Genomic DNA, 19539 nt, shown 5'->3' with positions numbered 1-19539 from the left:
CACGGCCCGGGAGTACGCTCCCGGGCCGTGAGCATGTGGGGACAAGTCTGACCCAATCCAGCTGGACGTGTCGTCATCGACCAATAGCATGGAGACCATGGACTCGACCCCGTTCGACGAGAAGTTCCATGCCGTTTTGTTCGACCTTGACGGCGTCCTCACCCCTACCGCGCTGATTCACATGCGTGCCTGGGAGGAGATGTTCAACGAGGAGTTGGCCCATCGCGAGGGCCAGGATCCTTACACCGACGAGGACTACTTCGCCTACGTGGACGGCAAACCTCGATACGACGGGGTACGTGACTTCCTTGCCAGCCGCGGCATCACTCTCCCGGAGGGGGATCCCTCCGATGTTCCCGATGCCGAGACGATCTGCGGGTTGGGAAATCGAAAGAATGACCTGTTCAACACGGTGCTGGCCCGAGACGGCATCCAGCCTTATCCGGGGTCTCGCCGTTGGGTGGATCTGCTCCACGAACGCGGTGTGGCGATGGCTGTGGTGTCCTCGTCGCGCAATGCCGCTGCGGTGCTCGATGCAGCCGGTATGAGCGAAGATTTCCCGGTGCTGGTCGATGGCAACCGGTCGAAGGCGGAGAACCTGTCTGGAAAGCCCGCGCCCGACACCTACCTCCGTGGAGCTGATCTGCTTGGTGTGTCTGCGGAGCAATGCGTTGTCGTCGAGGATGCGGTCTCGGGAGTGCGCGCCGGTGCGGCTGGTGGATTTGGAATGGTGCTCGGCGTCAATCGCGGCGTGGGTGCTGACCGGCTGCGTGAGGTGGGTGCTGACCGAGTGGTCGATGACCTGGACGAGATGGCTGAGGAGATGGCATGACGCGAACGGGCACCGACCCGATGGATCGATGGCGTTTTCCCGATGATCCGTGGGCGATCGTCGAGACGGCACCGAGTACCGATGATCTGGGGACGACCGAGACCCTGTTCTCGGTCGGTAACGGTTATCTCGGCATGCGCGGTAACCCGTCCGAGGGGCGTGACTCCTTCAGTCATGGCACCTACATCAACGGATTCCATGAGATCTGGGACATCCATCATGCCGAGAACGCTTACGGCTTTGCGCGCACCGGTCAGACGATCGTCAACGTCCCCGATGCCAAGCTCATGAAGCTCTACGTTGACGACGAGCCGTTGCTGCTCAGCGTCAACGAGATCCAGTCGTACAAGCGCTGGATCGACTTTCGCGAAGGAGTGCTCCGTCGCGAACTGGTGTGGCGGACCCCGGCGGGCAAGCTGTTGCGGGTGGCGACGTCACGGATGGTGTCCTTCACCCACCGTCACATGGCTCTCATGAGCATCGAGGTGACGATGCTCGAGGGGGACGCCCCCATCGTCATCAGCTCTCAGATCCTCAATCGTGAGGACGGCATGGACGAGTACCACGTTCGTCCTGAGGACTCGGGGAATGCCGACGATCCTCGTCAGGCTCGCAAGTTCGCCGACGAGGTGCTCGTCGCGGAGAAGGACTGGCACTCGGACCGGCGGATGATCCTGGGGTTCCACACGGCCAGGTCCGGGATGACCCTGGCGGTGGGCGCTGATCACGAGATCACCACCGACAACGAGTGCGTCTCCCTCATCGACACCGAGCCCGGGTGTGGCAAGCGGGTTTACCGCATCGAGGCCACCCAGGGTCGCCCCATCCGAGTGGACAAGGCCGTGGCCTACCACTCCTCGCGAGGGGTGCCGGTGCACGAACTGTTCGACCGTGTTCGTCGCAGCCTCGACCGAGTCCGCGAGCAGGGCCATCGGGTCTACTACGACGAGCAGCGAGAGTGGCTCGACGACTACTGGGCGACGGCTGACGTCGAGGTTGAAGGCGCGCCGGCCGGCATCCAACAGGCGGTGCGGTGGAACCTCTTCCAGATCGCCCAGGCCTCGGCCCGCGCCGACCAGCGTGGTATCCCTGCCAAAGGAGTGACCGGGTCCGGTTACGAAGGCCATTACTTCTGGGACACTGAGGTCTACGTCATCCCGATGCTGACCTACACTCACCCGCGAATCGCTGAGAATGCCTTGCGGTTCCGTGTCAACACCCTTCCGCAGGCCAGACGACGAGCTGAGGAATTGTCCGAACGGGGAGCCCTCTTCCCCTGGCGGACCATCACCGGCGAGGAAGCATCGGCCTATTACGCGGCAGGTACCGCCCAATACCACATCAATGCCGACATCGCTCACGCGATCATGAACCACGCTCGTGCGACGGGGGACAAGACCTTCCTCTTCCGCGATGCCGCTCCGGTCCTCGTCGAGACGGCGCGGATGTGGGCAGATCTGGGCTTCTGGCGGATCAACGGAGGCCGGGAATTCCACATCCATGGCGTGACCGGGCCCGACGAGTACACCACGGTCGTCAACAACAACCTCTACACCAATGTCATGGCGCGGGCGAACCTCATTGACGCTGCCAGCGTCATGAGGCGAATGAGGGACGAGGACCCGCTGTGGTACGAGCACCTGTGCTCCGAACTGGACCTCACCGAGGACGAGGTCGGTGGTTGGGAGGAGTGCGCCGCAGGAATGGTCATCCCCTTCGACGACACCTTCGGCATCCATCCTCAGGACGACCAATTCCTCTCGCGAGAACTGTGGGACCTCACGAACACCCCCGCCGACAGGCGTCCGCTGCTGCTGCATTACCACCCGCTGGTGATCTACCGGTTCCAGGTACTCAAACAGGCCGACGTCGTGCTGGCCCTGTTCCTGCAGGGGGACCAATTCACCCAGGCGGTCAAGCTCGCCGACTTCGAGTACTACGACCCCATCACGACCGGTGACTCGAGCCTCTCAGCAGTGGTGCAGTCAGTAATGGCAGCCGAGGTGGGCCATCAGGAGATGGCCATGGAGTACTTCCTGGACGCCCTCTACTGCGACCTGGCCGACACCCACCACAACGCCTCGGATGGTGTGCATGTTGCCTCGACCGGTGGTGTGTGGGGTTGTCTGGTCCATGGATTCGTGGGCATGCGCAATGACCGAGAGAACCTACGTTTCGATCCTCGGCTGCCGGCCCAGTGGACATCCATCAAGCATCACATGCTTATTGGCGACTCGCACATGCTGGTGAAGCTGGAACGTGACGCGATCACCTTCCAGATCTTGTCAGGTCATGACCGCGAGGTGACGGTACGCGGGGAGCTCCACCACATCGGCGTCGAGCCGGTTCGGATCCCGCTGGGCGACCAGGGCCCGCTGCGTCCCAGTCTGCGCGGAACGCACCCGATCTCGGGACTGCGACGTGCAGACGGTTCCCTCATCACAGCAGAGGTTCCCGGAAGCATCGCTGAGACGATCGTCTCCTCCCCAATACTGCCCTCGCGGGATTGACGAACTGATGAGAACAACGAACAGGAGGCCGGCACCGTCACGGTGCCGGCCTCCTCCATTCGTGGGGGGTAGGAGTGGCCGAGATGTCCCGGCCGCCCGCGACTCACTTCACCACGGTGATGACCGGGGTGCTGGTGGTGACGTCGTCGGCCGGAATGCCGGTGACGTTGGAGTAGTCGAACCCGTTGGTCACCAGGACCGGGGTGATCTTCGAGTAGCCCGCCTCGTCGATGACGGCGGGATCAAAGACGACCAGGGGCTGACCGGCGCTGACGTGGTCGCCAGCCTTGACCTTGACGTCGAATCCCTTGCCGCCCAGCTCGACGGTGTCGATACCGACATGCACGAGCAGCTCGACGCCCGAATCCAGCTTGAGCCCGAAGGCGTGACCGGAATCCGGAGCAGTGACGACGGTGGCGTCGGCGGGACAGACGACCGTGTTGTCACTGGGCTCGATGGCGATACCATCGCCGACGACGCCGGTGGAGAAGACCGGATCGGGGATCTGGGAGATCGAGACCGCACGCCCCTTGAGAGGGGAGGTGATGGTGACGGCCTCGGGAGCGACATCGGTAGTCGTCGGGGCCTCGCCCCCCTCGACCGTGGCGGTCCCGGACTCGGGGCTGGTGGCACCTGCGGTGGCAACGGCAGCCGGAGCAGCGGCGACAGCAGCCGGCTCGGCCATCGCACCCTGAGTGTCGGCAGCCCTGGCCTCGGCACAACGAGCCTTGGCAGCAGCCTTCTCGTCGTCGTCACGGTAATCGCGCACGATGACCAGGGCCATGGCGGTGAAGAAGGAGGCCGCGATGGCGACGGAATACAGACCGATGTTGTCAAAGGCTGGGATTGTCAGCAGGGAGGTGAAGACGAAGGCCGGGGTGTGCAGGCCGCCGCCGGCACCGATGATGATGCCACCGACGAGACAGCCGGCGAGCATGGACGGGTAGATCTTCTTGTACCGCAGATGGATGCCGTAGAGGCTGGGCTCGGAGATACCACCGAGCAGACCGGCCGCCAGGGCGCCGGTCGCCGTCTGGCGCATCGTCACGTCCTTGTCACGGATGGACAGGAAGAGGACGCCGGCGGTGGCGCCGAAGCAGGCGAAGTTCCAGGCACCCATCGGGCCTTGGATGTAGTCGTAGCCCAGGGTCTGGATGTTGAGCAGCATGACGGCGTTGAGCGGCCAGTGCAGGCCCAGCGGAACCATGAACGGGTAGAGCAGCGGGATGAGGACGGCGAAGATGAACGGGGAGACATCGTTGACCGCCTTGAGCCCGTTGGCCAGACCAGCGCCGGCGTAGACACCGATGGGGCCGATGAGGAAGGCCGTCAGCGGGATCATGATGAGCATGGTCAGGAAGGGCACGAAGATCATCTGGACATTGGGGGAGATGACCTTCTTGAGCCACTTGTACAACGGAGCCAGGATGGCCGCCATGATGAGGGGCGGGAAGACCTGGGAGCCGTAGTTGAAGATCGTCAGCGGCAGACCGAAGACGTCGACGACATTGACCTTGAATCCGCCCAGAGTCAGAGGGTGAGCGGCCTTGCCGAGCTCCGCGAACCCCGGGAGCATCACGACGGCCATGACGGAGAATCCAACCCACGGGTCGGCATTGAGCCGCTTGGTGGCGTTGTAGGCGACCAGCAGTGGCAAGAAGTAGAAAACACACTGCCAGGCCAGGTTCACGAACTGCCAGCTCGGAGGCAGGGAGACACGGGAGTCGGCCCAGTTGCCGATGACTCCCATGGAACCCATGAGGGCCATGAAGGTGATGAACAGTGAGGCGCCGAGCAGGGCGCCCATGATCGGACGGAAGGAGTCCGACAGATACTCGAACAGGTTGTCGAGCCACGAGAACTTGCCGCGCGGGCCCTTGGAACGATGTGCGGCCTTGACGTCCGCATCGGACTGCTCGCCGTCCCCGGAGCCGAGGTTCTGCATGTCCGGCAGGTTCATGATGTCGTTGTAGACGCCGTTGACGGCGCCGCCGATGACGACCTGATAACGGTTGCCCGACTGGGGCACAGCGCCCATGACGCCGGGGATCTTCTCCACCTCGGCCTTGTCGATGGACGAGGAATCACGAAGTTGGAACCGCAGGCGGGTTGCGCAGTGGGTCAAGCCGACGATGTTGTCGCGGCCGCCCACCACGTCCACGATCTGGGACGCAGTTGATGACATGTAGGTGGTCCTCCTGTGTGTTCAGTCATCCTTCTTCCAGGACAACGACGAAGAAGCATAACCACCAGGGCCGAACGTTCGTTCACCACCCCAGGGTTACAACGAAAACCCGTTCTCAGTGGCACGTGGGGTGGAGTCTGCCAGTATGGCCGCGATACGTCGGGCCGACAGCTCGGTGACGTGTGCAGGGACGTCAGCAGGATCCACCCAGTGCAGATGGCCGATCTCGCCGTCAGCAGGATTCATGATGGCAGCGAGGGACGGTTCGACCACACCGGCGTCATAGATGAACTCGATGGCGTCAGACCACCCCAGGGCAGGTGGCATCCAATCGATGAGGACGGGGGTGGCAGGGATGTCGATGGTCACGCCCAACTCCTCCCGGCACTCCCGAACCGCTCCGGCATGGGGCGATTCCACCGGCTCGACTACACCGCCGGGGAGCTCCCAGTCAGGCTTGTACGTCGTCTCGCACATGAGAACCCGCCCGACTCCGTCGTGGACCAGGACGTGGGAGATGACCCGTTTGGTGGGCAGCACCGAGTCGAGCATGCCGGTGTGACCGGTCCGGGTGTAGATCTCGTCGGTGGCCAGTCGGGAGTAGACGAATTCGTCCATCCAACCATCCCCTCGGCTGCCAGCTTGGCGCAGCCGCCCCTCACGCCGGTATCCGGCCCGGTGCAGGGCATGGATGACCTCTCCGTCGTCGACGGCCACCCGGGCCTCCAGACGACGCACCTTGTGACCGAGGATGGCGTCGTCGGAGGTCAAGGAAATGGCCCGCGTCAGACCCTCCGGATATGGCGGATCGTCGAGCAGCAGGCGACCACAGTCGCCCACCACCTCGACCTGAATCCGAAAGTCCTCGGGATCGGACTCGTCATCGACCACGAACAATCCTCCTTGCCAGAATCACTGCATTCCCGGATCGCCGGGCAGAGCAGCAGTCGCCGAGGGATCGTGGCGCAGCCACACCGAGCCCATCGGCGGGACGCACACGGTGGCGACGGCCGGGAAACGATCGGGAACCGGAAGCGGGGTGGCCACGACCTGGCCGAGGTTGCCGAACTCTCCCGTTCCGTCGTACTCCAAGGAATCGGTGTTGAGGATCTCGGTCCACACACCCTCCGCGGGTAGTCCGACGCGGTAGTCGGTCTGCGGGTTGGGGGAGAAGTTCGTGAAGCAGGCGATCGTCGAGCCGTCCTCGCTGCGGCGCAGCCAGGAGAACAGATTGTTGCCGGCGTCGTCGGCGTTGATCCATTCGAATCCACGCGGATCGCTGTCGAGCTGCCACAGGGCGGGGTTCTCCTTGTAGATCATGTTGAGATCGCGGAAGAGGCGCTTGAGACCACCGTGACCCCACAGATCAGCGACGAACCACTCGAGGCTGGCGGACTCGTCGAACTCGTGACGCTGGCCGAACTCCTGACCCATGAAGATGAGCTGCTTGCCCGGGAAGGACCACATGTAGGAGTAGAAGGCTCGCAGGGACGCGAACTGCTGCCAGTCGTCACCGGGGATCTTGTTGATCATGGATCCCTTGCCGTGCACGACCTCGTCATGGCTGATCGGCAGGATGAAGTTCTCCGAGTACTGGTACACCATGGCGAAGGTCATCTCGCCGTGGTGATACTGGCGATGGAACGGATTGAGCTCCATGTAGCGCAAGGAGTCGTTCATCCAACCCATGTTCCACTTGAACCCGAATCCCAGGCCGCCGTGATCGACCGGCTTGGTGATGCCGGGGAAGCTGGTCGACTCCTCGGCAATCATGAGGATGCCGGGGTGGCGCGAGTACAGGTGTGAGTTGACGTAGCGCAGGAAGTCGATGGCCTCCAGGTTCTCGCGTCCGCCGTACTTGTTGGGCACCCACTGACCCTCCTCGCGAGAGTAGTCCAGGTACAGCATCGAGGCGACGGCGTCGACGCGCAGACCGTCGACGTGGAACTCGCTGATCCAGTACAGCGCGTTGGAGACGAGGAAGGACTTCACCTCGTTGCGGCCGTAGTTGAAGATGTAGGTGCCCCAGTCCACGTGCTCGCCCTGGCGCGGATCGGCGTGCTCGTAGAGGGCGGTGCCGTCGAAGCGTCCCAGTGCCCAGTTGTCCTTGGGGAAGTGCCCCGGAACCCAGTCCATGATGACGCCGATGCCAGCCTGGTGGAGCTTGTCGATGAGGTAACGCAGGTCGTCGGGGGAGCCGTAACGGCTGGTCGGTGAGAAGTATCCGGTGACCTGGTAACCCCAGGACGGGGCGAAGGGATGCTCGGCCAGCGGCATGAACTCCACGTGGGTGTAGCCCTGCCACAGCACGTAGTCGACCAGTTCGTCAGCCAGCTGACGGTAGCTCAGTCCATGACGCCATCCGCCCAGGTGGACCTCGTAGACGCTCATCGGCTCGGCATGGGCGTGCGAGGCCTCACGGTGGGCGATCCACTCGTCGTCATTCCACTCGTAGTGGGTCTCGGTGACGATGGACGCGTTCTGCGGGGCCTGCTCGGAGTAGCGGGCCATCGGGTCAACCTTCTCGTGCCAGTTGCCCCACTGGTCCTGGATGCGGAACTTGTAGAGAGTGCCTTCGCCCACTCCCTCAATGAAGGTGCCCCAGACGCCAGATCCCGGGATGAGACGCATTGGGTCGCCGGTCCACCAGTTGAAGTCCGCGATCACCTCGACGGCCCGGGCGTTGGGGGCCCAGAGGGCAAAGCGGGTTCCGGTGATGGAGCCGCGCTCCTCGTCGGTAATGGTGACGACGTGGGAGCCGAGTCGCTTCCACACCTCCGTGTCCCCACCGGAATGGAACCCCTCGAGGTCCCAACCGGTGAGTCCTCCGAACTCATCGTGAGCCATGTCGTCCTCCTGGCATGTCGTTGGTGTGGATATCGCCGTCGGGTCGGTGACTCGACGGGGGTGCGTGGGGCGGGGACATCATCAATCCTGCACCATCGCCCGAATGGCCGACAACGGGATGTCAACCCAGGCCGGCCGGTTGAGGGTTTCATAGACGGTTTCGTATCCGGCCTTGTCGGCCTCGTAGGCGGCCAAGACGTCGCGTTCGGCGTCGTCCGGGCGACCATAGCCATCCAGGAAGGCATCGCGGGCTCGTTGTGCCCAGGCCAATGTCTCCGGCGCGGTGGGTTCGGCATGGGCCGAGGTGGCATAGGACAGTGAGCGCACCATTCCTGCCACGTCACGCCAGCGGGAGTCCGGCAGGCGACGTTCGGCCAGGGGCTTGAGGGGTTCGCCCTCGAAGTCGATGATCCGCCAGCCGTCGGGGGTCAGCAGGGTTTGTCCGAGGTGGAAGTCACCGTGCACCGCCTGAGCGGCTAGGCGGCGACCGCGCAGCTTCTCGAAACGTGTGGCGAGGAGGTCGCGGTGTGGCTCCAGCGCCGGGGCTGCCGTCACTGCAGCGTCGAGACGACGCACCATGTCGTCGGCAATCTGGTCCCCGTCCAACTCGGCCGTCCCAAAGGTCTGTTCCAACGCAGAGTGGATGGTTCGCAGGCATCGGCCCAGGTCGGCGACGAGATCGGTGATGTCCTCCAGATCGGCAGCTTTGTCGGTGATGAGTTCCCAGCCATCCTGGGGATGTGGAAGCCGCTCGATGATCATGGCCAGATCGGTCTGGATGTCCTCGTCAGCTGGGATCTGTCCGGAGATGTGACCGTAGAGCTTGGCCACCGAGGAGACGCCGGCGTCATTGAGGGCGCCGTGAATGGTGATGTCGAGATTGTCGCCGGGTTCGAGGCGGCGGAACATCTTGACGATGATGGCGTCGCCAACCATGATCGAGGTGTTCGACTGCTCACCGCCAAAGCGCTCGGCGGTCCGAACCGGTTCAGGTGCCTCCAAGCGGCGATGGAGCTGCCATGAGTCATCCGCGGCCTGAGGATCAGCCTCGAGGATCGTCCTGGCCCACACTGTCAGGGCCTCCTGGTCGGTGGTGGCGTCGCTGACCGTGACGGGCTCACCATCGACGTGAATCTGCGTCAGTCCCGCAGAACTGCCGGGGCGCAGGGCCAGTAGGAGCTGATAGTACTCCTCCGGGGCCTGCGGGTAACAGACCAGGGCAATGACGGGCACCACTTTGAGGTCGTGCTCGTCAACGACCGGAGCCAGCGGCAGCAACCTGGCCAGGGTGCCATCTCGGCCCTTGCCGGAGAACCATCGAGCGGTACTGATGTGGTCCCAGAGGCGGTCCCGGACGTCTGCGTCGTCCCAGTCGGTCATGGCTTCTCCTCTCCGGTCATCTGCAGCCATCGGTAGCCGTAGGGCGGCATCGGAACCGTCAGGGTTCCGTCGGCTTCCACCGGCTGGGCATCCTGGCCGTGAATGAGGGACGTTCCGGTCACACCTGCGAACTGCGGCAGGATGAGGGTGACGGTCCTATCGGTGTCCGACAGATTGGCCAGGCACAGGATCGTCTCGTCCTCGTCGTGGCGCAGGAAGGACATCACGGCCATGTCCTCCGCCTCCAGATCGGTGAACTCTCCGGTACCGAAAACGGGGTGCCGACGACGGATGCCCAACATGGCGCGGGTCCACACCAACAGGGAGGATGGGTCATCCATCTGACGGGCGACGTTGACGTGTTCCGGGCCGTGACCGAAGGTGCGGATGAGTGGGAGATGGAAGTCCTCCGGCAGCGCGGTCGAGAATCCGGCCGTCTCGGAATCATCCCACTGCATCGGGGTGCGCACGCCGTCGCGGTCAGGAAGCCAAGGGTCGTCGCCCATGCCGATCTCGTCGCCGTAATAGAGAACCGGGGAGCCGGGCAGGGACAGCAGCATGGCGTTGAGCAGACGAACCCTGGCCTCGTCGTTGTCGACCAGGGGGCTCAACCGGCGACGAATGCCCAGGTTGCATCGCCAGCGCGGCTCGGGAGCATATTCCTCCCACATGTACTGACGGTCTTCCTCGGTCACCATCTCGAGGGTGAGTTCGTCATGGTTGCGGAGGAAGGTTCCCCACTGACAACCTGCCGGGATGTCCGGTGTGGAGGCGAGGATCTCGCTGATGCACTCCCGTGATCCGCGGCGCAGCCCCATGTACAGGCGTGGCATGACGGGGAAGTGGAAGGCCATCTGGCACTCATCACCGTCACCGAAGTACTCGACGACGTCGTCAGGCCACTGATTGGCCTCGCACAGCAGGATGCGTCCCGGGTACTCCTCGTCGACCATTGCGCGCAGCTGTTTGAGGATCTTGTGGGTTCCCGGCAGGTTCTCGCAGCTCGTTCCCTCGGCCTCGATGAGGTAGGGGACGGCGTCGAGACGGAAACCGTCGATGCCCAGGTCCATCCAGAATCGGACGGCGTCGAGCATCTCCTCCATGACCCGGGGCTCCTCGAAGTTGAGGTCGGGCTGGTGGTGGAAGAAGCGGTGCCAGTAGAACTGCTTGCGCTCGGAGTCCCACGACCAGTTGGAGTCCTCGGTGTCGCAGAAGATGATGCGAGCGTCCGAATAGGCCTCGTCGGTGTCGGCCCAGACGTAGTAGTTGCCGTAGGGGCCGTCGGGATCGGCACGCGAGGACTGGAACCACGGGTGGGAGTCCGAGGTGTGGTTCATGACGAAGTCGATGATGACGCGCAGGCCACGGTCGTGAGCGGCGTCGAGGAAGACCTTGAAGTCCTCGATCGTTCCCAACTCCTCACGGATCCAGCGGTAGTCGCGGATGTCGTAACCGCCGTCGTGCAGGGGGGAGTCGTAGAAGGGCGGAAGCCACAGGCAGTCCACTCCCAGCCACTGCAGATAGTCGAGCTTCTCCGTCAGACCCTTGAAGTCGCCGATGCCGTCTCCGTTGGAGTCCTTGAAGGATCGCACCAGGACCTCGTAGAACACTGCGGTGCGGAACCACTCGGTCTCCGTCCGATCGATGGAACCGACCGGGTGGATCGCGTCGAGCCTGGCCTGCAACTGGGCCGAGGTGAGCCCGAGGGCCCCGGTCGGTGCCAGGGTCTCGGGAATCTCCTCGGCGGGAGTGTAGGAGGAATGGGTCATGAGGTGCTCTTTCGCACGTGCAGGATGTGGGCCGGCTGGGCGGGGTAGAGCTTGACGAAGGCCTGTTGTCCCCAGGTGAAGTCGGCACCCGTGAGCTCGTCGTGGACCTCGAAGGTGTCGTCGTTGCCAAGGCCAAGGGCAGCCATGTCCAGCATGATCTGGGACTCCACGCCCCACACCGGATCCAGCGAGATGACGATGATGACGACGTCATCCACCGCCTTCTTGGAGAAGACGAGGACATTGTCATGGGGAGCATGGTGAATGGTCGTGTCACGCAGCTGCTGCAAGGCCGGATGAGCGCGACGGATCTCATTGAGACGAGTCACGAGCAGTTTGATGTTCGGTTCGGAGTCGAAGTCGCGGGGACGGTACTCATACTTCTCGGAGTGTGCGTACTCCTCGCGTCCCGGCAGCGGCTCGTGCTCGCAGATCTCGAAGCCCGAGTACATGCCCCACGACGGGCTCATGGTCGCAGCCAGGATTGCGCGGATGGCGAATCCGGCCGGGTTGCCATCGTTGAGGTAGATCGGGTTGATGTCCGGGGTGTTGGTGAAGAAGTTCGGACGGTAGAAGTGCGAGGTCTGGTGGGAGACCTCGTCGAGGTACTCCTCCAACTCCCACTTGGCGGTGCGCCAGGTGAAGTAGGAGTAGCCCTGCTGGAAGCCGACCTTGCCAAGGGCAGCCATCATCTCGGGACGGGTGAAGGCCTCGGCCAGGAAGATGACCTCGGGATGACGACGATGCACCTGCTCCATGAGCCAGGCCCAGAAGTTGACCGGCTTGGTGTGCGGGTTGTCGACGCGGAAGATCGTCACCCCGTGAGAGATCCACAGCTCGAGCAGCCTCAGGCACTCGTCGTAGATTCCCTCCGGGGCGTTGTCGAAGTTGATCGGGTAGATGTCCTGGTACTTCTTCGGTGGGTTCTCCGCGTAGGCGATGGTGCCGTCGACGCGGGTGGTGAACCACTCCGGGTGCTCCTGCACCCACGGGTGGTCCGGGGATGCCTGCAGGGCGAAGTCCAGGGCTACCTCCATACCCAGGTCATGGGCGTGGGCGACGAAGCGGTCGAAGTCCGCGAAGGTGCCAAGATCTGGGTGGATGGCGTCATGGCCGCCAGCCGGGGAACCAATGGCCCATGGCGAACCGGGATCGTCGGGCCCGGGGGTCAGGGTGTTGTCCCTGCCCTTGCGGAAAGCAGTTCCGATGGGGTGGATCGGTGGCAGGTAGACGACGTCGAATCCCATCGCAGCAGCGGCGTCCAATCGCTCCCAGGAGGAGTCGAAGGTGCCGGAGACCCAGTGGCCGTCCTCGTCGATGTGAGCTCCCTGGGAGCGCGGGAAGAATTCGTACCAGGAGCCGTAGAGGGCGCGGCGCCTCTCGACCCGCAGCGGGGCCGGGGTGGTGGGAGAGGTCAATGGGCGCGGAGCGTGGACGCGCATCGCCTCGGAGAGGGCGACGGTGTTGACGACCTGGCGCAGTGAATCAGGTGCGTGGTCAGGGGTGAGGCTGGCATCGGCCTCGCGCAGGGCTACCACGGCGTCGGCGTCGCCGGCCTGCTCGGCGTGCTCGATGGCTTCACCGATGAGGGCGTGGCCCTCGGCACAGACGAGTTCGACGTCGATCCCGGCGGCCAGCTTGGCGTCGGCATTGTGGTGCCAGGTGCCCCAGGTGTCCGACCATCCCTCAACATGCATCGTCCAATCACCCTCGACACCCGCCGCGACGCGTGCTTTCCAGATGTCCAGGCCCCAGGGATCGACCTGGTGCATGTCGGTGACGTGACGGTTGCCATCCGGATCAGTGAGGATGACGCTGGCGCCGACGGCGTCATGGCCCTCGCGAAAGACATTGGCCGTGACCTCGAACTCCTCGTCAACGACGGAGTAGATCGGCAGCTGACCGCTCTCGACCTCGGGACAGACGTTGTGGACGGGGATGCGCCCGAAACCACGCAGCGGGGGACGACCGAGGACGTCGATGGCCACGGCTGTAGGATCCGGCTCACAGGCGGAGTCGGGGCTGGCCGGGAGCCCAGGTGAATCCGGGGACTCAGGCGATGGAGACGACTCCGGGGAGGGAGCCGACTTCGGCGAGTCAGCGGGGATGACAGGGGCCATCGGTTCGGGTGAGGGTTCCGGGGCAGGGGGCGTCATCTGCACGTCCTCGTCATCGGGGCCATTCTCGTCTTGACGGCGGTCTCGCCTGTTGATCCTCCACACGGACCACAGGCTACCGTGGCTGGTTCCGGGGCGTCATGATTAGGACCAGCGCCGCAGTGACAGTTTCGACCCGAATTCTCGGAGCAAGGCTTGGGAAGGTGCGCACTGACCACTGGCTTACGGCTCTAGCCCTGAAATGTGCTGACGAGAACGGCGGATGAACCTCTCGATCCATCCGCCTCAGGTGCGCTTGGCGCGTAACTGATGTCTGGAATCAGGCCTCATCTTTGGCCAATGAGGCCTGCATGACGACGACGCACCTGCTGGGCAGGGTGACCGACAGCCCGGCGGGGACCGGCTCGTCAGGGATCTCGCCCGGCAGGGTCGTGGCGGCAGCCACCTGCCAGGACTCACCCCAGCGGGGACTCGGCAGGGTGATCTCAGTCGGATGATCTCCGGCGTGGAACCAGATGAGAAAGGCTTCGTTGTCGTCGGAGGTGTACATGCCAAGGGTGCGACGACCCTCGTCATGCCAGTCATCGGTGACCATCTCGCCACCGTGACCGGAGAACCAGGCCAGGTCGGCCCGGCGCGGGCGCGCATCGGTCGAACGACCCACCGGGTCATGGTGACGGTAGATCGAGGGGCGGAGGACAGGGTGCTCGCGGCGCAGGGTGGTGATGGTGCGGACGAGATCAGTGACGTCGGACCAGTCCTCGGCGTCGTCCCAGTCCATCCACGAGATGGGGGAGTCCTGGCAGTAGGCGTTGTTGTTGCCCTGCTGGGTACGACCCATCTCGTCGCCGGCGGTGATCATCGGCACACCGGTGGCCAGCAGCAAGGTGGAAACGAGGTTGCGGACCTGACGATGACGCAGCATGACGATGGACTGGTCGGTCGTCTCACCCTCCCAGCCACAGTTCCAGGAGCGGTTGTCATTGGACCCGTCGTGGTTGTCCTCACCGTTGTCCTGGTTGTGCTTCATGTCATAGGTGACGAGATCACGCATGGTGAAGCCGTCATGGGCGGTGATGAAGTTGACGCTCGAGATTGGCTGACCGTAGAGGTCCGGGGATCCGCACAGCCGGGTGGCGAGTTCCTCGACCCCGCAGACGGCACCGCGCCAGAAATCGCGGATGTAGTTGCGGAAGCGGTCGTTCCACTCGCTCCAATGAGGGCCCCAAGCGCCTACCTGATAACCGTAGGGGCCCAGATCCCACGGTTCGGCGATGTGCTTGACCTTGTTGAGGACCGGATCGTCGACGAGGGCCTGCTTGAAGGGATGGTTCTGGTCGACCCCGTGGGACTTGTCACGGATGAGGGTGGTCGCCAGGTCGTAGCGGAAACCGTCAACACCCATCTCGGTGACCCAGTACCGCAGCGAGTCGAGAACCAGGCCGAGGACTTCCGGATGGGAGGTGTCGACCGAGTTGCCGCAGCCGGTGACGTCGTAGTCGTTGCGGTGATCATTGTTGAGTCGGTAGTAGGACTCGTGGTCGATACCGCGGAAGGACAGCGTCGGTCCCTCGTGACCACCTTCGCCGGTGTGGTTGTAGACGACGTCGAGGATGACCTCGATGTCGGCCTCGTGGAAGGCCGTCACCATCTCCTTGAACTCACGCACCTGGGCACCCGTGGAACCCACCGAGCAGTAAGCGGCGTGAGGAGCGAAGAACCCCAGGGTGTTGTATCCCCAGTAGTTCGACAGTCCCCGGCCCACGACGAAGGGTTCGGAGACGAACTGCTGGATGGGCAGCAACTCAATGGCAGTGACGCCGATGGCCTTGAGGTGCTCGATGACGGCCGGGTAGGCCAGACCGGCATAGGTGCCGCGCAGATGCTCGGGGACGAGGGGATGCAGCCGGGTGTAACCCTTGACGTGGGTCTCGTAGATGACCGACTCGCTGATGTCCCGGCGGTGTTCGATGGGCTTGGGAGGCTCGGAATCCTCGATCACCACGGCGAGCGGGACCGAGTTCGCGTCGTCGGTCGGATCCGGCTCGTAATTGGACTCCGGGGTGTGATCCATGATCGGTCCGTGGTAGTCGACACCTGCCGTGATGGCCTTGGCATATGGGTCGAGCAGCAGCTTGGCCGGGTTGAACCTCATACCGCGATCGGGATCCCACGGACCGTGAACTCGGTAGCCGTAGCGCTGGCCGGCCGTGACGCCAAGGACCTCGATCGTCCAGACCCCATGCTCGTCCATGGTCATGTCGTGGTTGACCTGTGACCTGTCATCTGCCACGAGTGCCAGCTCGACGCGCTCTGCGCGTGGTGCCCACAACCCGAAACGGCAACCGTCGTCAATGAGGGTGGAGCCAAGCGCACTGGTGTCGAATGACGCCGTGTTGGTGTCGGTCACAATAAGGGCCTTTCGTCGGGGATGTTGGCCGGAACAGCGGCGGACCGACGAATCATTTTAGTCTGAGTCGGCCGCGGCGTCCGCAGGAGCGAGAACGCGCAATTCCATACCCTGCCGATCGGCAGTAGCGTCAAGGAGTCGCCAGGAAGGACAGGTATGTCGCAATCGCAGCCCGACTCAGTACATCACTCTCGTGCCTATTTCGACCACGCGGCGACCTCCCCGCTGCGCCCGGAAGCCTTGGCCGCGATGGCCGAACCGGTGCCCGGAAACCCTGGGGCCATTCACGGTTCAGGCCGCGCGGCGAGGGCTTTGCTGGAGGATGCGCGAGAGGAGGTCGCCAGCCTGCTCGGAGCGGGTCCGTTGGAGATCGTGTTCACCAGCGGAGGAACGGAGGCCGACATGTTGGGCATTATGGGAGCGGCCCGTCATGGCCACGCACTGATCTCGGCAGTGGAGCATCCCGCCGTCGGTACGGTGACCTCGCCATGGCTGCTCGGCGAACGGGTTGGGGTGCTTCCGGTCGACGACATGGGAGTCGTGGACCCTGATTCGATTGCTGCGAGCCCACTGAGCAGCGACCTCGACGTCGTCTCGGTGATAGCCGTCAACAACGAGACCGGCGCACGCCAACCCGTTGACCAGATCACCGAACAGGCCCATCGGGCCGGAGCCCTCATGCACACCGACGCCGTCCAGGCCCTTGGCCATGTTCCGGTGGACCTCGACGAGTGGGGAGCGGACCTGGCGTCCTTCTCCGCACACAAGATCGGTGGACCCGTCGGAATCGGGGCACTCTGGGTCCGCAGGGGAGTCGAGGTGCATGCGGTCTCCCCGGGAGGTGGGCAGCAGTACGGGATTCGCTCCGGCACCCAGCCGGTCGCGCTGGCTCGAGGTTTCGCGGCTGCTCTGCGGGCCTGCGTCAATGAGTTCGACGAGAAGACGGCTCAATGGCAGGCATGGCGGGAACGGATCGTTGAGTCGTGCCGACAGATCCCTGGGGCCAGCGTGGATGATGCCGGCACGACGAGCCCCACGATCATCCACCTCAGCGTGGCCGGAGCACGCGGGACCGACGTCGTCATGCTCGCGGACCGGGACGGGGTCGACCTGTCGGCCGGATCGGCGTGCCATGCCGGGGTTTCCCGTCCCTCACCGACGCTGCTGGCCATGGGTCGTGACGACGAGGCAGCATCGTCGGGAGTGAGGATCTCGATGGGTTACAGCACCACCGAGGCCGAGGTTGATCGTCTGCTCACCGTCCTGCCTGCGGTCATCTCGCAGGCCAGCGGGGCGCGGTGAGTCGGCGTCAACCCCTATCATCGACATTCCCGCCGGGATCACGTTCCCACCATTGATCCGTATCCCTGCACGTTCACGGAGAGGAAGCACTGTGAAGGTTCTCGCTGCCATGTCGGGAGGAGTCGACTCCGCCGTCGCCGCTGCCCGTCTCGTCGCGGCAGGCCACGACGTCACCGGTGTGCATCTGGCGCTGTCACGCAACCCGCGTTCCCATCGGGAAGGGTCACGAGGATGCTGCTCCCTGGAGGACTCCTTTGACGCCCGGCGGGCCGCGGACAAGCTGGGGATCCCGTTCTACGTGTGGGATTTCTCCGACCGCTTCGCCGAGGAGGTCATCGACCCCTTCATCGCTGAGTACCAGGCCGGCCGCACCCCCAATCCCTGCCTGCGATGCAATGAGAGGATCAAGTTCGCGGCCCTGCTGGAACGCGGTCTCGACCTGGGATATGACGCCGTCGCCACCGGCCATTACGCCCGGACTGAGGTCGACGATGGAATGACGAAGCTGTACCGCTCGGTCGACCCGGGCAAGGACCAGTCCTATGTACTGGCTGTCCTCAACCAGGATCAGCTGTCCCATTCGTTGTTCCCGCTGGGGAATTCCTTCAAGACTGATGTGCGACGGGAAGCGGCGGATCTTGGTTTGTCGGTGGCTGACAAACCTGATTCCAACGACATCTGTTTCATCCCGGACGGGGACACGCCAGGTTGGCTCTCGGAGAAGATCGGCTCGGCCGCCGGAGAGATCCGCGATGAGTCCGGGGCTGTTGTCGGTCATCACGACGGGTACCACCATTTCACCATTGGCCAGCGGAGAGGTCTTCGGCTCGGAGTTCCGGCCCCGGATGGCAAGCCGCGATACGTCCTCGACATCGAACCGGTCAACAACACCGTGGTCGTCGGAGGAGCCGAAGGGCTGACCGTACGCCACGTCGAGGCCATCCGGCCGGTGTGGTGTTCTGGCGAGTCTGCCACGACCTGGCACGGTCAGGTTCAGGTGAGAGCCCATGGGGATCCGGTTGACGCCACGATCACCACGGTCGCCGGTGGGGTGGTGATGGACCTCGAGCAGACCCTGCGCGGAGTCGCTCCCGGTCAGGCGGCGGTCTTCTACGACGGGGACCTCGTCGTCGGATCCGCAACCATATGCGGGACGGATCGAGCTGGAATGACGGCGGAGCAGGCAGCATGATCGCCACCGGTATTGGGTCGCTGCCCGGCACCGACATGCGCGGCAGTGTGGCTGCGATGGCCGAGATCTTCGACGAGCTCATCCCGTTGCCAGAATTACCGGCCCGCGGAGTCAGTGGTCAAATGGTCGGGAGGGCGACGGCCCTCCTCGTCGATCTGCCGGTTGATCATGGCCCGGGCGGATGGCGGCTCGCGGACGCCACCGACCATGCCGCTCGCTCGGCACGATCCCTTCTGCGCAACGACCTCGATGACCTCGAGGAGGTGCTGGCCGACGAGGAGGCCACCGTCAAGATCACTGTGGCCGGTCCTCTCACCCTTGCCACTGGCCTGCACATGCGCGCCGGGGAGTCGATCCTCGCGGATTCCTCGGCCCTGAACGACGTCACGGCCAGCCTGGCGGAGGGGATCAGCCAGCTTCTGACCGAACTGCGACGCCGGATGCCACGCGTGACCTGGACGATGCAGATCGACGAGCCTGCTGCTCCTGCCGTTCTCGCGGGATCCATTCCGACCCAGTCGGGTCTTTATCGGCATCCGGCCATGGAGGCCACCACGGCGACGCGGCTCTGGCAGACGGTCGTCAGTAGCTGTGAGGAGGTCTCGGCGGGACTGCACTGTTGTGGCCATCCCATCCCATGGGCGCCGGCCGGCAAGGCCGGATTCACCACGATGTGGTGCGAGATCACAGACGCGGTGTCATTGGACTCCGCCGCGCAATGGGTGGAGTCAGGTGGACGGCTGGGCATGGGAGTCGTCGACACCATGACGATCGATCAGGTGCCACCGGTGGATCGCCTCATCGACCGTGTGCTGTGGTTGGCGCGACGCACCCAGGTGGATCCCACCCTGCTGAGGGCAGGGGTGCTGAGCCCTGCCTGCGGGCTCGCCGGCTGGTTCCGTCAATCGGCTGCCGAGGTCTGCCGGACGGTGAGACGGGCAGCTGACCTCGTCGATGAGCAGCTGGATCGGGCAGGCTGAGCAGGTAGGGTTCCG

Annotated in this window: 12 protein-coding genes; 5 read left to right on the top strand and 7 right to left on the bottom strand. The window is 64.1% G+C overall.

Going from position 1 to position 19539, the window contains the following annotated elements; all coding sequences use genetic code 11:
* The first annotated feature begins 88 nt into the window (after window positions 1-88).
* Both HMPREF9153_RS08920 and HMPREF9153_RS08915 read left to right on the top strand, forming a co-directional pair.
* Complete coding sequence (locus tag HMPREF9153_RS08920) at window positions 89-832, top strand: HAD family hydrolase (RefSeq protein ID WP_004811387.1); 744 nt, start codon at window positions 89-91, stop codon at window positions 830-832.
* Window positions 829-3342, top strand: coding sequence for a glycoside hydrolase family 65 protein (locus HMPREF9153_RS08915; RefSeq protein ID WP_004811386.1), 2514 nt, complete (start codon window positions 829-831; stop codon window positions 3340-3342). Before HMPREF9153_RS08920 ends, HMPREF9153_RS08915 begins: the two co-directional genes overlap by 4 nt.
* 103 nt (window positions 3343-3445) lie before the next feature.
* Here HMPREF9153_RS08915 and HMPREF9153_RS08910 read toward each other — a convergent pair whose 3' ends face one another.
* From HMPREF9153_RS08910 to glgX, 7 genes are all read right to left on the bottom strand, one after another.
* Complete coding sequence (locus HMPREF9153_RS08910; RefSeq protein ID WP_004811385.1) at window positions 3446-5527, bottom strand: glucose PTS transporter subunit IIA; 2082 nt, start codon at window positions 5525-5527, stop codon at window positions 3446-3448.
* A 96-nt stretch (window positions 5528-5623) separates the two neighbouring features.
* Window positions 5624-6418, bottom strand: coding sequence for an NUDIX hydrolase (locus HMPREF9153_RS08905; protein ID WP_023032677.1), 795 nt, complete (start codon window positions 6416-6418; stop codon window positions 5624-5626).
* A gap of 21 nt (window positions 6419-6439) precedes the next feature.
* Window positions 6440-8374 (bottom strand): 1,4-alpha-glucan branching protein GlgB, encoded by a 1935-nt coding sequence (gene glgB / locus HMPREF9153_RS08900; protein ID WP_004811383.1) that lies wholly within the window; start codon window positions 8372-8374, stop codon window positions 6440-6442.
* An 81-nt stretch (window positions 8375-8455) separates the two neighbouring features.
* Entirely contained in the window at window positions 8456-9754 is a 1299-nt protein-coding gene (locus tag HMPREF9153_RS08895; RefSeq protein ID WP_004811382.1) for a phosphotransferase, read from the bottom strand.
* On the bottom strand, window positions 9751-11523 hold the full coding sequence (gene treS / locus HMPREF9153_RS08890) for a maltose alpha-D-glucosyltransferase (protein ID WP_004811381.1): 1773 nt from the start codon (window positions 11521-11523) through the stop codon (window positions 9751-9753). The genes HMPREF9153_RS08895 and treS overlap by 4 nt, the downstream gene beginning before the upstream one ends.
* The gene (locus tag HMPREF9153_RS08885) at window positions 11520-13679 is read right to left on the bottom strand and encodes an alpha-1,4-glucan--maltose-1-phosphate maltosyltransferase (protein ID WP_023032678.1); all 2160 of its coding nucleotides are present in this window, start codon (window positions 13677-13679) and stop codon (window positions 11520-11522) included. The genes treS and HMPREF9153_RS08885 overlap by 4 nt, the downstream gene beginning before the upstream one ends.
* Window positions 13680-13959: 280 nt before the next feature.
* Window positions 13960-16050, bottom strand: a complete 2091-nt coding sequence (gene glgX / locus HMPREF9153_RS08880) for a glycogen debranching protein GlgX (RefSeq protein WP_004811379.1) — start codon at window positions 16048-16050, stop codon at window positions 13960-13962.
* Between the two features lie 156 nt (window positions 16051-16206).
* Here glgX and HMPREF9153_RS08875 point away from each other — a divergent pair, with 156 nt between their 5' ends.
* From HMPREF9153_RS08875 to HMPREF9153_RS08865, 3 genes are all read left to right on the top strand, one after another.
* Window positions 16207-17352: a cysteine desulfurase family protein gene (locus tag HMPREF9153_RS08875; RefSeq protein ID WP_004811378.1), complete on the top strand. Its 1146-nt coding sequence runs from the start codon at window positions 16207-16209 to the stop codon at window positions 17350-17352.
* Between the two features lie 91 nt (window positions 17353-17443).
* A complete protein-coding gene (gene mnmA / locus HMPREF9153_RS08870; protein WP_004811377.1) occupies window positions 17444-18544 on the top strand; it encodes a tRNA 2-thiouridine(34) synthase MnmA in 1101 nt (366 codons plus the stop codon).
* Complete coding sequence (locus HMPREF9153_RS08865) at window positions 18541-19524, top strand: methionine synthase (RefSeq protein ID WP_004811376.1); 984 nt, start codon at window positions 18541-18543, stop codon at window positions 19522-19524. The genes mnmA and HMPREF9153_RS08865 overlap by 4 nt, the downstream gene beginning before the upstream one ends.
* Window positions 19525-19539 lie beyond the last annotated feature (15 nt).

The organism is Cutibacterium avidum ATCC 25577 (assembly GCF_000227295.1).
Taxonomy (GTDB): domain Bacteria; phylum Actinomycetota; class Actinomycetes; order Propionibacteriales; family Propionibacteriaceae; genus Cutibacterium; species Cutibacterium avidum.
This window is presented reverse-complemented; position numbering and strand designations above follow the sequence as displayed.

Coding starts and splice junctions, on each gene's coding strand:
- HMPREF9153_RS08920 (WP_004811387.1), top strand. CDS start 89: ATGGAGACCATGGACTCGACCCCGTTCGACGAGAAGTTCCATGCCGTT.
- HMPREF9153_RS08915 (WP_004811386.1), top strand. CDS start 829: ATGACGCGAACGGGCACCGACCCGATGGATCGATGGCGTTTTCCCGAT.
- HMPREF9153_RS08910 (WP_004811385.1), bottom strand. CDS start 5,527: ATGTCATCAACTGCGTCCCAGATCGTGGACGTGGTGGGCGGCCGCGAC.
- glgB (WP_004811383.1), bottom strand. CDS start 8,374: ATGGCTCACGATGAGTTCGGAGGACTCACCGGTTGGGACCTCGAGGGG.
- HMPREF9153_RS08895 (WP_004811382.1), bottom strand. CDS start 9,754: ATGACCGACTGGGACGACGCAGACGTCCGGGACCGCCTCTGGGACCAC.
- treS (WP_004811381.1), bottom strand. CDS start 11,523: ATGACCCATTCCTCCTACACTCCCGCCGAGGAGATTCCCGAGACCCTG.
- HMPREF9153_RS08885 (WP_023032678.1), bottom strand. CDS start 13,679: ATGACGCCCCCTGCCCCGGAACCCTCACCCGAACCGATGGCCCCTGTC.
- HMPREF9153_RS08875 (WP_004811378.1), top strand. CDS start 16,207: ATGTCGCAATCGCAGCCCGACTCAGTACATCACTCTCGTGCCTATTTC.
- HMPREF9153_RS08865 (WP_004811376.1), top strand. CDS start 18,541: ATGATCGCCACCGGTATTGGGTCGCTGCCCGGCACCGACATGCGCGGC.